The organism is Sulfobacillus thermotolerans (genome assembly GCF_039623705.1).
In the GTDB taxonomy this organism is placed as follows: domain Bacteria; phylum Bacillota; class Sulfobacillia; order Sulfobacillales; family Sulfobacillaceae; genus Sulfobacillus; species Sulfobacillus thermotolerans.
In genome coordinates, this window is the sequence record NZ_CP133983.1 from 2,494,707 (window position 1) to 2,508,059 (window position 13,353).

At 51.5% G+C, this 13,353-nt stretch carries 12 protein-coding genes; 6 read left to right on the forward strand and 6 right to left on the reverse strand.

The features are described 5' to 3' along the window. The first annotated feature begins 110 nt into the window (after nt 1-110). Nucleotides 111-740: an FMN-binding negative transcriptional regulator gene (locus tag ORD20_RS12995; protein ID WP_103375151.1), complete on the forward strand. Its 630-nt coding sequence runs from the start codon at nt 111-113 to the stop codon at nt 738-740. 212 nt (nt 741-952) lie between these two features. Next, on the forward strand, nt 953-1,345 hold the full coding sequence (gene panD / locus ORD20_RS13000; RefSeq protein WP_207654641.1) for an aspartate 1-decarboxylase: 393 nt from the start codon (nt 953-955) through the stop codon (nt 1,343-1,345). A 55-nt stretch (nt 1,346-1,400) separates the two neighbouring features. Here the strand turns inward: panD and ORD20_RS13005 are convergent, their stop codons facing one another. Continuing rightward, nucleotides 1,401-2,690, reverse strand: a complete 1,290-nt coding sequence (locus tag ORD20_RS13005) for an MFS transporter (RefSeq protein WP_103375152.1) — start codon at nt 2,688-2,690, stop codon at nt 1,401-1,403. Beyond that, nucleotides 2,674-4,962: a TIM-barrel domain-containing protein gene (locus ORD20_RS13010; RefSeq protein ID WP_430626249.1), complete on the reverse strand. Its 2,289-nt coding sequence runs from the start codon at nt 4,960-4,962 to the stop codon at nt 2,674-2,676. Before ORD20_RS13010 ends, ORD20_RS13005 begins: the two co-directional genes overlap by 17 nt. A gap of 367 nt (nt 4,963-5,329) precedes the next feature. Here ORD20_RS13010 and ORD20_RS13015 point away from each other — a divergent pair, with 367 nt between their 5' ends. Beyond that, nucleotides 5,330-6,268, forward strand: a complete 939-nt coding sequence (locus ORD20_RS13015; protein ID WP_158246227.1) for an alpha/beta hydrolase — start codon at nt 5,330-5,332, stop codon at nt 6,266-6,268. A gap of 132 nt (nt 6,269-6,400) precedes the next feature. Here ORD20_RS13015 and dps read toward each other — a convergent pair whose 3' ends face one another. After that, nucleotides 6,401-6,880 (reverse strand): DNA starvation/stationary phase protection protein Dps, encoded by a 480-nt coding sequence (gene dps / locus ORD20_RS13020; protein ID WP_103375155.1) that lies wholly within the window; start codon nt 6,878-6,880, stop codon nt 6,401-6,403. A gap of 238 nt (nt 6,881-7,118) precedes the next feature. Between dps and ORD20_RS13025 the strand changes: the two genes are divergently transcribed. Both ORD20_RS13025 and ORD20_RS13030 read left to right on the forward strand, forming a co-directional pair. After that, nucleotides 7,119-7,280 carry a hypothetical protein gene (locus ORD20_RS13025; RefSeq protein ID WP_158246228.1) on the forward strand — a complete coding sequence of 54 codons (162 nt, stop codon included), beginning with the start codon at nt 7,119-7,121 and terminating at the stop codon, nt 7,278-7,280. An 87-nt stretch (nt 7,281-7,367) separates the two neighbouring features. Further along, complete coding sequence (locus ORD20_RS13030) at nt 7,368-8,534, forward strand: MFS transporter (RefSeq protein WP_103375156.1); 1,167 nt, start codon at nt 7,368-7,370, stop codon at nt 8,532-8,534. A gap of 34 nt (nt 8,535-8,568) precedes the next feature. On the opposite strand, the gene ORD20_RS13035 is transcribed toward ORD20_RS13030, so the two are convergent. Genes ORD20_RS13035 through ORD20_RS13045 form a run of 3 tightly spaced genes read right to left on the reverse strand, consistent with a single transcriptional unit; the run spans nt 8,569 to nt 11,260 of the window. Next, the gene (locus tag ORD20_RS13035) at nt 8,569-8,937 is read right to left on the reverse strand and encodes a hypothetical protein (RefSeq protein ID WP_103375157.1); all 369 of its coding nucleotides are present in this window, start codon (nt 8,935-8,937) and stop codon (nt 8,569-8,571) included. Beyond that, entirely contained in the window at nt 8,934-9,365 is a 432-nt protein-coding gene (locus ORD20_RS13040) for a hypothetical protein (RefSeq protein ID WP_103375158.1), read from the reverse strand. The genes ORD20_RS13035 and ORD20_RS13040 overlap by 4 nt, the downstream gene beginning before the upstream one ends. Then, nucleotides 9,362-11,260 (reverse strand): MFS transporter, encoded by a 1,899-nt coding sequence (locus tag ORD20_RS13045; RefSeq protein WP_242968427.1) that lies wholly within the window; start codon nt 11,258-11,260, stop codon nt 9,362-9,364. The genes ORD20_RS13040 and ORD20_RS13045 overlap by 4 nt, the downstream gene beginning before the upstream one ends. Before the next feature lie 180 nt (nt 11,261-11,440). On the opposite strand from ORD20_RS13045, the gene ORD20_RS13050 reads away from it, so the two are divergent. Further along, nucleotides 11,441-13,294, forward strand: coding sequence for a YhgE/Pip domain-containing protein (locus ORD20_RS13050; protein WP_103375159.1), 1,854 nt, complete (start codon nt 11,441-11,443; stop codon nt 13,292-13,294). Nucleotides 13,295-13,353 lie beyond the last annotated feature (59 nt).

Consider the following 13,353-nt stretch of genomic DNA (forward strand, 5'->3'; position numbering starts at 1 on the left):
GAACCACGACAGGACGCCTGCCGTGTTGGCTTTATCAAGACGTAAAACGATGGCGTGGTACAAATTAGTGATGACGGCAATAGCACTGTGAGTTTAGAAAGGTGGACACTATGTATATTCCGAAAGCCTTTCAGCTTCCCCCGAGCGAATTAGCGAATATCTTGTGGCAATACCCTTTTGGCGTGTTGACTTCTGTTCAAGGACAAGACGTTGTGGCGACACATCTTCCTTTGTTGTATCGAGACGGAGAAAATCCGCAATTACTAGGGCATTTGGCGCGGGCGAATTCTCATTGGCAAGGATTAGCGGGGGCGTCTGTTTTGGCCATCTTTTCCGGACCGGATGGGTATATTTCCCCGGAATGGTACGGGGAAGAGTTCAGCGTGCCGACGTGGAATTATGTAGCAATCCATATTCGCGGGACCTGTGAAATTGTCGATCAGGCTCCGGGTATTGCCGACATTCTTCAGGCCCTATTAAAGCGCTTCGAACCCCAAACGAAGGCTCTGTGGGAAGAAAAGTTAACCAGGGCGCCCTATGTGCAGATGTTAGAAGAAATTGTTGGCGTGCGTATTCATATTACAAGTGTCGAAGGCAAAGCTAAACTGGGGCAAAATCGCTCGGTGGCGAGTCGCATCGGGGCCATCTTAGGGCTTAGACGTACGAATGAGCCGGTGAACCACCGTCTTGCCGCTCTTATGGAAGAAACGCTGGGGCCAGATGATCCATTGGAGTCATAATAGCAACGGAAGGATTCATTGGACAAAATTTCCGTAGAAGAATATGGGGTCAAGAGGCCGCGATTGTTGGCATAGTCATTCCAAGGCGAGCTCAGGGAGATAAATGGACGATATGGGACTTTATGGCGTTTTGACAGTCCTATAAGCGGGTGGTAAGGTATGGACGGTAGTTGGTAACATGACGCGGGGTTAAAAGAAAAGAGGTGTCGGCTTTGCAGTATCGCATGTTAGCCGCAAAAATTCACCGGGCTACGGTGACCGAAGCCAACTTAAATTATATTGGGTCTATCACTATTGACCAGGCGATTTTGGACCAAACAGGGCTAAAGCCCTACGAAATGGTTCAAATTAGCAACCTATCTAATGGGGCGTTGTGGCAGACGTACATTATTGCGGGGCCTCGTTTTCAAGGGGATATTTGCCTCAATGGTCCTCCTGCGCGGTTGTTTAGCCCCGGAGACTTGGTCATTATCTTGGGATTTCGTCTCTATAGCGAAGAGGAATTAGCGTCATATCACCCAGTGGTCGTGTTTGTGGATGAACGCAATCAAGTCACCGAAGTCGTGCACGAAGAAGCACCGTTTGAGGTACATGGGTCGACCTAGGGATTAGAATCATCGTGCAAAAGCCGTCTGCTGGGTCTATCCCCATGACGGCTTTTTACACGGTCAAAGACTCTGGTGCTTCTACGACACTTTCAGGGATACTAAAGCGGTAAATGGTCCAGAAGGCTAATGCCATAAAGACGAGGGGAATACCGCTGATGAGGGCACGAAAGCCGTCTTGCACGCTAATAGAGGCATATCCGTGCGCATTAGCATGGTATCCTGTACTGTGAAGCACAATATAGAGCAACAGCGCTTGCACGGAGACGCCGAGACGGAGAATAAATCCATTGATGCCGTAGAAAATGCCCTCACGACGGCGGCCCGTTTGGCGTGCATCGTAGTCAATAATTTCGGCCATCAATACATCAGCCAACGTTAAAAATCCTGCTAATCCTGAACCTAAAAACACAGCGCTCACAAGGACCATAAGCGGTCCATGGGCCCATAACAACGGTAGTAAGCCTGCGGCAATCCACCCTATAGTCCAACGTATGGACTGATGGGATCCAATTTTTCTCACCAGTCGTGTCCATGGTAAGATCAGAATCATGGCAGTGACAAAGATACTGGCTAAGACGAGGGACAGCATACTGTGGGACAAATGCAGAACATACTTCGCATAAAATGGAAGAACCGCCGGCACGAGCCCTAATGTCAATTGGACGAGGAAATTCATGGCGAGGAACTGGCGAAAGCCTTGCTCGTGCCTTAGAATACGTGGGCTTTCCCATAAAGACCAGTGTGGCAGAGACGCTATGGAGGGTTCCTCGTGGGAACCGAAGAGGGAGAGGAAGAATCCAGCGGTTCCGATAGTCGCGAGGATGAATCCCATGGCCGTCCACCCCAAATGGCCGTATAAAAGGGGAGGGGCGGCAACCCCAATCAACAGAGCAATAACTCCCACGACTTGTCGGGGGAATTGGGCCCGTGTGCGCTGTTGGACAGAACGAAACATTTCCGGGAATAAACTCGTCCAATTAAGTACCACGGTCAAATAGGTCAGGTCAAAGAACATGACAATGAATAAAAAGTATGCCGGAAGCCATTGGTGGGAAACCACCGGGTGCCAGAGAAAGAAAAAGAGAATGCCAACCGGGAGGCTCAATCCGGCAATATACGGGATACGGCGTCCAAACCGGGTGCGAGTACGGTCTGACCATTGGCCAATGGCGGGATTTAACACGGCATGCCAAACACTTTGAACGGCCATTGCGGCGGTAATCGCGCCTAAAGGAGCTCGAAGATGGTCAATATAGAAGAACAGGGCAAAGGTAGCAAACGCTTGACTAAAGATATTGCTGCCTAAGTTACCAAGCGCATACCATTTAGGCCGAATAGCCATCACGGGAATCTCCTTTCTTATCATGCCATAAGCGAACGATACAGGTTAATGGGGTTACAGCGCCGTGCAAAGAAAGTACGACGGCGCCCTCAAACGCCGCAAACTGGCAACGGCTACCTGGGTTTAAGCGTACCTTGACGGCGCTATGAGTGCCTTTTGGCAGGTGCGTTGCGTAAACGGGCATAGCTATAGAATCATCCATGGGACACAAACTCCCAGCTCTCGGTTGATACTGCCAGACCAACGTGCCGCCACTTGGCAATGCCCATTCTCCTGTGGTGGGATCATCACCACAACTCATATAGAGGGTGAGGTATTCAAGGGCGTGTGGCAGATCGGTTCCAGGCCCTTGTCCAATGGGGATGAATGAGTCTACAATGCCTTCCATTACTTCATCTGCAATCTCAACCCCTTCCATCAGGGGGAGGGTGGCGCCAAGGCGTACGTACAAAGGCAGGCGGTCATCGGGAATGGCCGCTGAGATCCACTGCGGGCCCGTATATATTGTATTGGTCCACCAGCAGCGCCACGATCCGGTGGGAAAATAGAGACGGTGTTGCTTAGAAGATCGTTTCGTCACTGGAATGACCAAGAGATCGGATCCGAGCATAAATTGTTGATCCAGCGTCCAACTGACGGGGTCGGTGGGAAAAACCATATACATGGGACGCACGAGGGGCAGTCCGACCTGGGTGGCTTGCACGGCTAAGTGGTGAAAATACGGATAAAGGGCAGTATGTAAGCGGGTATAACGGGTATAGACCTCTAAAGTTTCCTCATCCTTGGTGAAATGCCAGTTTCTGGGGCGTGCCGTGCCATGATGGGTGCGCATAACTGGCAATAGGGCGGCCAGTTGGAGCCAGCGCCAGTATAAGAGACGTCCAGAGGGCTTGGTCAAGCCAAACGTCATATAGCCCGCGATATCAGTAGCCCAGTAGAAAAATCCTGCGACTTGGGCGGAAAGCACTTGGGGAATGACAGTGGGCAAGCCGTCAGCTTCTTCAAAGTCTGTATCGGAGTCTCCGCCCCACATGACCGGAGCCAGGCGATGCGTTCCAACCCATGCGGAACGGACAAAAAACGTATAATCCCCTGATGGGCGGGCGTTGTCCCAAAAAGTCCGGTTAATCTGCTGCCAAAGTAAAGGATACCGATTATGGGTATGCCAGCCTGTCGTCTTATCAGCCATGATGGCGTTAACTGGGAGATATTCGCCAAAATCGGCCATCCACCCATCGAAGCCTAGCTGCCGCGCTGGCTCAAAGAGATGCGTCGAGATCCAACTTTGGGCGTTGGGATGCGTCAGGTCAAGCTCGCCATGGGCAATTCCTAAAATGGGAATGCGGACAGGTAAGCCTGATGCATCTTGCACGAGCATGTGGTCCTTTAATGCCTGTTGATATAAAGGGGTGCCTTCTGTGACCTCGGGGCAAAAATATCCAAGCATCTTAAAGCCGGTCGAATGGAGCTGATGGGATAAGGCAGGAAAATTAGGGTACAGACTCTGGTCCGGCTGATGCGTCAAAGGGCGCATCCAAAACCGCCGGGCGTTTTGTTGAGAACCCATCCAGTCTTCAATCCAAATCGCACTGGAGGGGATGCGCTTATTCCGTAAAAATCGGCTCAGTGCCTGAGCTTCAGCCTGGCCTTGTACGCTATCATTCCAAGGAGCAAATATCCACGCGGGAGGCTGGGGCGGGCGTTGGAGGACGGCGAATTGGCGTGTCATCACCTGTTCGGGATCCTTTCCCGCAACAACGTGCAATGTTGTCTGATGCGACCAAATTTGGGCGCGCCGCCATGTTGATTGGAGGTGCCACCGGATCATTTCAGTAGATTCAAACCATGCGCTATATCCCGCTGAACTCAGCCATAAAGGGACCGATGCGTAAGAGGCATAAGGACCTTTGGGAAAGGGAACAAAGGGCAAAAACTTCAGCCACCGTGACCATCGTCCGAGTCCGACGGGTCCTTCTTCTACCCATGAGTCAAACCGTGCGGGGGGATGAATACTGTGCGTGTGTTCGCCAAATCCCTTCCAAGATTCTGCCGCGGGAGTTTGCCAAACGATCTCAAGCAGCGCATCGGGATATTCCGTTTGCACCTCGATAACCGTGTGCCATGGCTCAATGGTGGTGAGCGTTAGGGTCAAGGCGAGATGACGCGCACTTCGCAATGTCACCCGTAAGACGCTGGAATTTAGCCATTGGACATCTCCGGCCACAATGGGAACGATATGGGTAGGGCGTCGCCGAATGAAATCCCACGCCATCACCCGCCTGATTTTAGGGGGACGAGTTTCAACGATGCGCCACGACGAAAAGGGCCATCGCATTAGCGTTTGGTCGCCGTAGCCAATCTCCAAGGACAAATCGGCATCCCTGAAGGTGTAGCTTATTGGATAGGACCCTTTTACATGAGGTGATGACATAGAACGGACATCGGCTCCCCTGGGAGTTTTTCTTGATTATATCAGGATTGATAGGGGGCATAAGCTTTTAAAGGTCTTAGATGATTGATAAATGCAAAAGTCTTTAGGGATGTTCGTGCCTCGTTCCCGACGATCGAGTATAACAAAAGAAGAAAGGAATCGAACGGGCCCCGCATATTCGGGTTCCCCAGCAAAAGGGAGGATAACTGTGCCATTAGATCCGACTGTCCAAGAATATGTTACGCGCATTCAAGCGCTCCATGCCCCTGCGTTGCGAACGTTAACGCCCGAACAAGCTCGCGAAGGTTTTGTTGCGAGCCAGAAATTGTTGCAAGCCGCGGCGCCTATGACCCCGAACATTCTCACTGAGGATTTGATGATACCGGGCCCTTATGGCGAAATTCCCGTGCGCGTATATGCTTCCGCTCATCAAGAGGCTGTTCCTTTAGTCCTGTTTTTCCACGGGGGTGGCTTTGTTTTAGGTGACATCGAGTCCTATGACCATGTAGCTCGAGCGCTACAAGCTGCATCGAGCGCTGTCGTGATATCAGTCGGCTACCATCGGCCCCCTGAGTTTAAGTTTCCCAAACCGGTGGACGAATGTTTTGCAGCCTTGCATTGGGTTATGCGTCACGCGACGGATTGGAATACGGACCCTCATTGCCTTTTTGTGTCGGGGGACAGCGCGGGTGGTAATCTTGCTGCGGTTGTGGCGCAAAAAGCGCGACACGATGGAATCACGCTAAGGGGACAGATTCTATTTTATCCGACAACTGATATGCTTGCAGTCACTGCCTCCAAACAAATCTTTGGTACACAATATTTGTTGCAAAATGATGATATGGCATGGTTTGGAGAGATGTATTTGCGCACCGTGGAGGATGCTCTATTGCCCGAAGCCTCGCCTGCTCGGTTGCCCAATCTAGCGGGGCTGTCACCAACGTTTATTGCCACCGCAGAATATGATCCATTGCGTGACGAAGCCGAGGACTACGCGCATGCATTGCAGGCACAAGGCGTCGATGTATGGCTTCGCCGATATGAAGGTGTCATCCACGGATTTGTTTCGGTGCCGTTTTTCGCCCAAGCTAGCGCGGTTATGCGAGACGCCGCGCGATTTATTCAACAACATTGCGCTCCATCTTAGACGGCACTTGCCGTCTGACAGCTAGGTCTATTTAACGCCAATGCTTGCCGCATGGCATGGCGTCTGACGATAAAAGGAAAAAGCCACGCGTCCATGACAGGGGCGTGGCTTTTTAAGTACCTTGATGCCCGATTAGTTCACGTGCGATTCTACAAACCATAAATCTTTATCCAACTGGCGGGAAACTTCGGTAAATAGGTCGGCGGTATCGGCATCGCCTAAAGCTGCGGCTTCGTCAATGGCCCTACGCATGGAATTGGCGACGTCACCAATGACATCGGCTAGGCGATGGATTATCACTTGGTCTCGGCGGTCTGATGCAGTCCATGGCGCAAGCGTTGTGGTATTTGAGATGGTTTGAGCACAGGTATCCACGGCTGCGCCCAGAGTCGTCACGCGCTCGGCAATCATATCGACAGCTTCTAGCACGTGGCTTGCGATCTCATCAAATAGTTGGTGATAGGCAATAAAGTGAGGCCCTTGAACATTCCAATGGGATAATTTGGTTTGGAGGTAGAGGTCGGTCATCAACACCAATTCCTGATTTAATAGGGCGGTCAATGCGGTACGATTTTCAGCCGAGAGATCTATCCGTGTGGAGCGTAACATCATTTATCACCTTTCCTTTCTATATAGGAATATATACTATAAAGGAATTAGTGTCAAGAATTCCTTGGGGGGATGAAATTTTGTGATAGCTTATCAACGTCTTCCCTTGGACAATACAAGCCTCAGGTTTCCAAAAAATATTTGTGATAGCATGAACAAACGTAATGTGAAATGGTTCACAATATCAGAACATCATGGTAGACTATTTTCAACAACCTGAGAAGTGAGAGGAGAGCATGCTATGGGGCAACATGTGATGTCTGCACCAGACAGGGAAACTTCCCAGCAGACTTTAGTGGATAAATTAGCGGTTGTCGTGCTCCTTGGACTCGCAGCGGCCGGAGGATTATCGGTATTGGGTCTGGTATATGCGGGATTGGCTACTGTCGGACACGTGTTGTAACAGAAGTACAACGCCTCCAATAAAACGGAGGCGTTTTTTGCTGTCCCCTTCTGAAAAAAGCGTATCATCAAGGAGGGGGGGAGGTTCGTGCGTGTCCGGCTATGGGCAGTCAATGGGGCGGGACTGGCTTTTAACGTCTCGTTTTTGATGCTGGCGTTGTTGGTCCCGATTGATGCAACGCGTTTAGGATACCATGCTTGGGTTGTGGGATTGTTGGCTGCAACGCCTGGCGTTATGCAGTTACCCGCCCGCATTTTAAGTGGGCCATTGACAAGTTTTTTTGGAGAACGCCGCCTGCTTTTGATCACCTTTGCCGTGGGTGCTTCGGCAGGCCTCTGTGCGGCCACAATTGATATTAGGGTCGTTGGGTTGATTCTTGCGCAATTGTTGATTGGAGCGGCTCGGGGGGTTTTTTGGACGGCTGCCCAATCGCTGGCGTCCAAATTGGGGAGTGACCCAGCGCGTAATCTGGGTCAGTTTACCAGTGCCACCAAAGCGGGAGCGCTATTGGGAATCGCCACCTCGGGATCAGTTGCCGGGATTTGGGGAATGCCCGTAGCATTTGGCTTGTCCGCGTTCTTATCGGTCGTTGCTGGGGCATTGGCTTGGACATTTCCCACGTTTGCTACGGCGGCTACCGGGGCTGACTTTATGAACGCGGTGAAATCCCTAGGACCAGTGGCGAAGAAACCGGTGGTCGTGGTGAGTGGTTTGGTTGCATTACTGACCGCACTGCCGCAAGCTCTCGCTCAATCTTTTTATCCTATAAAACTCTTGAGCTTGCACATGTCAGCACAAGACGCGACCGCTATCACGGCCTTGCAGAGTTTCGGCATGATTGCCGCGGGATTAGGCGCCACAATTCTATTGCGGCGCTGGGGATTTCGACCCGTGATACTGGGAAGCATTGCGCTGTTAGGAATGTCTGTTGCCCTATCGAGTACAGGCACTGCAACGCTGGTAGCTGTGTTCTTGTTATTGGGAGGCATTGCGGCGGGGCTTTTGAATGTCGGATTTCTCAGTGCGGTCACAATGTATGGGGATGCCTCTCAGCGAGGACTGTATTTTGGAGTGACACAAGTGTATTTTGTGTTGGCCATGATTGCAACCCCGGTAATTTCTGGTCTGCTGGTGGTAAAAACCTCATTGTCTGCCATGTTCTTAGCCGATGGGGTCTTTACCCTAATAACCGGAGCCGTGGTGTGGGGATTGTGGTCATGGGGTTTTCGCCGTGCGGAGCCCATTGCACCGTGATAAAACGGCAGGCTTATGCCTGCCGCTTTTGAGATTAGGCTGGTCCATCGTGCAGAAGACGTCGCATTAATTCATTGAGTAGCGCATCGGTATCGTCTTGATTTTGTACAGGCGTTGCCACCGCGCGTGGCTTTTCGCGTAGCGGCGAAGGTTCGGGTAAGGGTGTTTGAGGAGTTGGCTGACGGCTCATATGCAGGCGCTTGGGAACGACCGACGCATAAAAGCCTGTGAGGCCTACGACGCCTAACACGACGAATAGCCCGCCAAATATGGTGGCCAATGCGAGGCTTGCCGTCCATATATGATGGGAGTGAGGTGCCGGGAAGCCAACGATAGCAGGCGATAAGATGAGCCATAGCCCCCCTAAAATGCTGAGTCCTGTCAGCCATGAAGCGCTTTTCATTTGAGTCCCTCCCCGCGTGCGGTCGTGTGAGGTTGATGGTCTTGGGAGATGTCGAGCAAGACGTCTTGGGCGAGTTGGCGCAATTCGCGCTCCCAACGTTCTTCTTCGCTTTCGGGGACAACCACTTTAGGCTCTCGCGCAGTGGAGACGTCTTTAATGTCCTTAGAGGAAATGGCCTGATCGGGAGCTTCACCTTGCGAGAAGGTTATCTGCTGGGGAGTCCATTGTTGGCGTAATTGACGGATCCACAACGTTAAGGCAATGCCTGAAATGAGGATCATTCCCAACCCTGTCCAGAAAAACGTCTGGGTTGTTTGGTTCCACGGTCCCGGCGCGTGACGCATGTATAGCCATGGGCTTGCCGTAAGGACAGCGGCTAAGATGAGACTCAAGGCGCTGCTGGTAATCGGCCAAAAATATCGTCTCATTGTGCGATACTTCCTCCTTTAGTGCGGTGTGTTGACATGTTCTTGGCAAATCGTTTAGGGTCTGTGGCAATCATGAGGAGAGACAACGAGCGCTTGAGCAAGGCTTGGGCTTCAACGCTGTCATCTTGTTTAAGCTTTTGACGACTTGCATAAATGCCCAGCAAAGCAACGGCCAGATAACGGCGCTGTAACGGATCGGTTGGGCTTAAGGAGGTCTTGACTTCGTCTTCGCTGTAGATATATTGCGGTCCGCGAAGTAAGGACGCGATGGCGGCAATGAAGGAGATTACCGCTGAAAATATAAAGACGGTGCGTAGGGCGCTCATAAAGGGATTCGCAATCAAATGAGGAAAGAATTCACGGCTGATGAGCACTTGCGTACTGGTAGCCGGGAGACTATGCAACACCGCTGCTGGTAAAATGGTTTGAATTGGGTTGTATCCGAGCAGGGCCGCAAATAGGGCGGCAATCGGGGGCAGATGGGAGAGTCCGGCGACTAAAGTCGCAGGCAAGTGAAAGGCCTGAAGCCCATGGCGCATGGCGTCAGGGAGTTTTTGATTCAGACCACTGATGACCATCGTGAAGAACAGGCCCATACTGAGCATCATCCCTGCGTTCATAAAGGTGGAACGCATGCCGGATGCTGCCCCGCGGTAACGGGCAGGGACGCTGTTCATAATGGCTGCAGAGTTTGGCGAAGCAAACAATCCCATGCCAATACCAAGTAAAAAGATTGCTCCCGCAAAAGTCCAGTAATGAAAATCGGCCGGCAGGCTTGTTAGCCAAAGAAAACCAGTGGCGGCGACGAGCATGCCTGCTAAGCCAAACCAACGGGCTCCAAATCGGTCCGAGAGGCGTCCGCTGACAGGACCGGCAATGAGAAAGCCTACCATTTGTGGGAGCGTGTCAATTCCCGCCTGCAATGGGGTGTTGACAAAGGAGACACCGTGTAGGGGCAGCCAAATGCCTTGAAGCCAAATAATGAGCATAAACTGCAGACCGCCTCGGGCCACAGCGGCCAGAAGCCCTGCAATATTGCCGGCACTGAAGGCTTGATTGCCAAACAGCCGCATGTTGAACATGGGTTCTTTGATGTACATCTCAGTAACAACGAAAATGGCTAGCAGCACAAGCCCGCCAATCAGGCTGATCAGAACAAAAGGACTGCTCCACCCAGTGGCATGATGGCCATAAGGCTGGATGCTATAGGTCAGTCCCAACAATACGCCCAGAAGTCCCACCGCAAAGGTGATATTGCCGATCCAATCCAGGCGCAGCGGAGAACGCGGTCGACCGGATTCTTTCAGGGCGACATACGCCCAAATGGTGCCCAACAGACCAAAAGGGACATTGATTAAAAAGACCCAGCGCCAATTAATGGCCGCCATCAGTCCACCTAAGACGATTCCAATGACCGCACCGCCAATCCCAGCGACTTGGTTCAGTCCCAGGGCAAAACCTCGTTCATTTGTAGGAAAGGCATCGGTCAAGATGGCTGCACTATTGGCAAACAAGAAGGCTCCGCCAATGCCTTGGACGACTCGAAAGATGATGAGTTGCCATTCGCCTGCTGTTCCGTGGCCCCATGTAATAGACAATAGAATAGAACCCAGTGTAAACACCGCAAATCCTAAATTGTACAAACGTACGCGACCATAACTGTCTGATAAGCGGCCAAAGGAAACCAAAAGAATCGTGGTGGCCACGTTAAATCCCATCAAAACCCAAAGGAGCAATCCGGTTTGCCCAGGCGCCAAGGGATTGACGTGAATGCCCCGAAAAATAGCCGGTAAGGCGATGATGACACTCGTGCCATTGATAGCGGCCATTAAAATGCCCAAGGTGGTGTTAGACAAAGCGATCCATTTATAAGCCACGCCGTGCGTTTTGGCCACACTGTACCCCCCAATCAATCATAACGTTAACGTCAATGTATATCTGTCTTGTTGATTATATCGTCTTAAGCAAAAAATAGTAAGGGACGTCGTGTTTTCCACATCCCAATGAATCCACCCATTGAAAAGATTTGAAGCAGCTGTTAGTATACTGACTAGTCAGTACAAAGAGGTGAAAACATGCGCTCGCTCTTATTAGGAACCCGTAAAGGGTGGTTATCCATGGCGGCTATTGCGATTGTCCCATTGCTGTACAGCGGGGCGTATTTAAGCGCCTATTGGAACCCTTATGGGCATCTTAATCGTCTGCCTATTGATGTTGTGAATCAAGATCTTGGGGATCACGGAAAATTTCTCGGCCGCGCTGTCGTCAAAAAACTGCCACGGGGATGGGATATTCATCAAACCACGCAAGCTATGGCACAGCACCAGTTAGAAGAGGGGACAGCGGATTTAGCCATTATTATTCCCAAAAATTATACCCGACGAATTATCCATCACCAATCGCCGACGGTGTCGTTTGTTGTGAACCCCGGCAGCAATTATCTCAATGATTTGGTGATGCAAAAAGAGAGTATTGCGTTGACGAGCGAACTCAATAAGGCGTTGCGTAATGTCAGTCTCGCGGATATGCGATACAATCTCAGTCACGCAGCGTCTGATACACATATCCTCAGCAACAGCACTATGGCGTTGGGGCAGGCCGGGCTGCGCCTTGCGGCCGATGACCACCAGTTGGGTCAAGCGCTTATGAGCGCATCCTTAGGGGGGCAAGAGCTCTTTCATGGGGCGATGGGGATGTCCACAGGGATGAACGATTTAGCCCAGCATCTTGGCACGCTTTCTACCACAATGCAGCAAGTGGCTCAAGGTGCCACCAAGACGGCTCAGGGGATTAGTTCAAGCCAACACATGCTGTTAGATGCCGCTCAGCAAGAAGAGGCCGTGCTGTCCATTCTCTCTCGGCAGATTCAAGCGATGGCGAGCCCTCAATCGACACAATCCATAACGCAACAACAAACGCAATGGGCAGCAGTAGCGCAGCAGCTGTCTCAAGAGCAGGGAAAGCTTGGGGCACTTGAAAAAGCGCTAGACAATCCTTCATCAGTCACCTTATGGCCCCAAGAAGCAAAAGCCTTGGCAGAAGGAGTCGTGCAGGCGGATCAAGCCGCCAATACCTTAAGTCAACGTAGTAAGATATTAGCTGCGTCCCAGGAAGGTCTGGCTCAGAAGTTATCACAATCGGCTTCTGCCGCTGAAGCCATGGGATCAGGCGCTATGCGTTTGGGGTCACATTTGCATACGGTAGGATATGATACCCAGGTTCTGGGGAAAAAGTTGCAGGAAGCTGCAGGTGATCTCAGTTTTGTCGCAGAACCGGTAACGGGGAAGTTTGTGGCTCTCGGACCGCACAGCAACTACGGTAAGGGGCTCTCTCCCTATTTCTTGGCGCTGTCACTTTGGGTCGGAGCTTTGGTGGCGACAGTGATTGTACCAGGCGGTACCCGCAAGGGTCTTGCTCTGCGTCAATGGACCAGTTTAGGGCTGGGCTTAGCGCAAAGTATCATCTTATCTGCGGGGATCTTGTGGCTATTGCCTATGAACCCCGTTCACCCTTTAATTTTTTGGGAGACGATGATAGCCATTGCCGTGACCTGGTGGACGGTTATGCGTTTGTTATCGGAAAAACTAGGAGATGGAGGGCGGCTTTTAGGTATCGTGCTTTTAGTGGTCCAGTTGGCGGGCTCAGCGGGCACTTATCCCATTCAGCTCTCACCCCCCATATTCCAAGCCATTCATCCATACCTTCCCATGACATGGGCTATTCATCTCCTTCGCTACGCAATTTCCGGAGCTTTAGCTGCCAGAGTGGGGCGCAATGTTTTGTGGTTGGGGTTGGTAGCCGTGGGGGCCTGGGGCATCACTCAGTTTATTCCGGGCCGCATCCCTTTTAATTCCCCACCGCTAGAAGAAGGGTTGGACGAAGCGGCTGATGTCTCGGTGAGTATTAGGGGTGCTGCTCCTCCTATGTAATAGGGTATGCCGTATGAATTGAAAAAAGGCCGCTTATTCAGCGGCCTTTTATAGACGAA

Coding starts and splice junctions, on each gene's coding strand:
- ORD20_RS13050 (WP_103375159.1), top strand. CDS start 11,441: ATGCGCTCGCTCTTATTAGGAACCCGTAAAGGGTGGTTATCCATGGCG.
- ORD20_RS13010 (WP_430626249.1), bottom strand. CDS start 4,962: ATGGCGTGGGATTTCATTCGGCGACGCCCTACCCATATCGTTCCCATT.
- ORD20_RS13025 (WP_158246228.1), top strand. CDS start 7,119: ATGGGGCAACATGTGATGTCTGCACCAGACAGGGAAACTTCCCAGCAG.
- ORD20_RS12995 (WP_103375151.1), top strand. CDS start 111: ATGTATATTCCGAAAGCCTTTCAGCTTCCCCCGAGCGAATTAGCGAAT.
- ORD20_RS13040 (WP_103375158.1), bottom strand. CDS start 9,365: ATGAGACGATATTTTTGGCCGATTACCAGCAGCGCCTTGAGTCTCATC.
- dps (WP_103375155.1), bottom strand. CDS start 6,880: ATGATGTTACGCTCCACACGGATAGATCTCTCGGCTGAAAATCGTACC.
- ORD20_RS13005 (WP_103375152.1), bottom strand. CDS start 2,690: ATGGCTATTCGGCCTAAATGGTATGCGCTTGGTAACTTAGGCAGCAAT.
- ORD20_RS13035 (WP_103375157.1), bottom strand. CDS start 8,937: ATGAAAAGCGCTTCATGGCTGACAGGACTCAGCATTTTAGGGGGGCTA.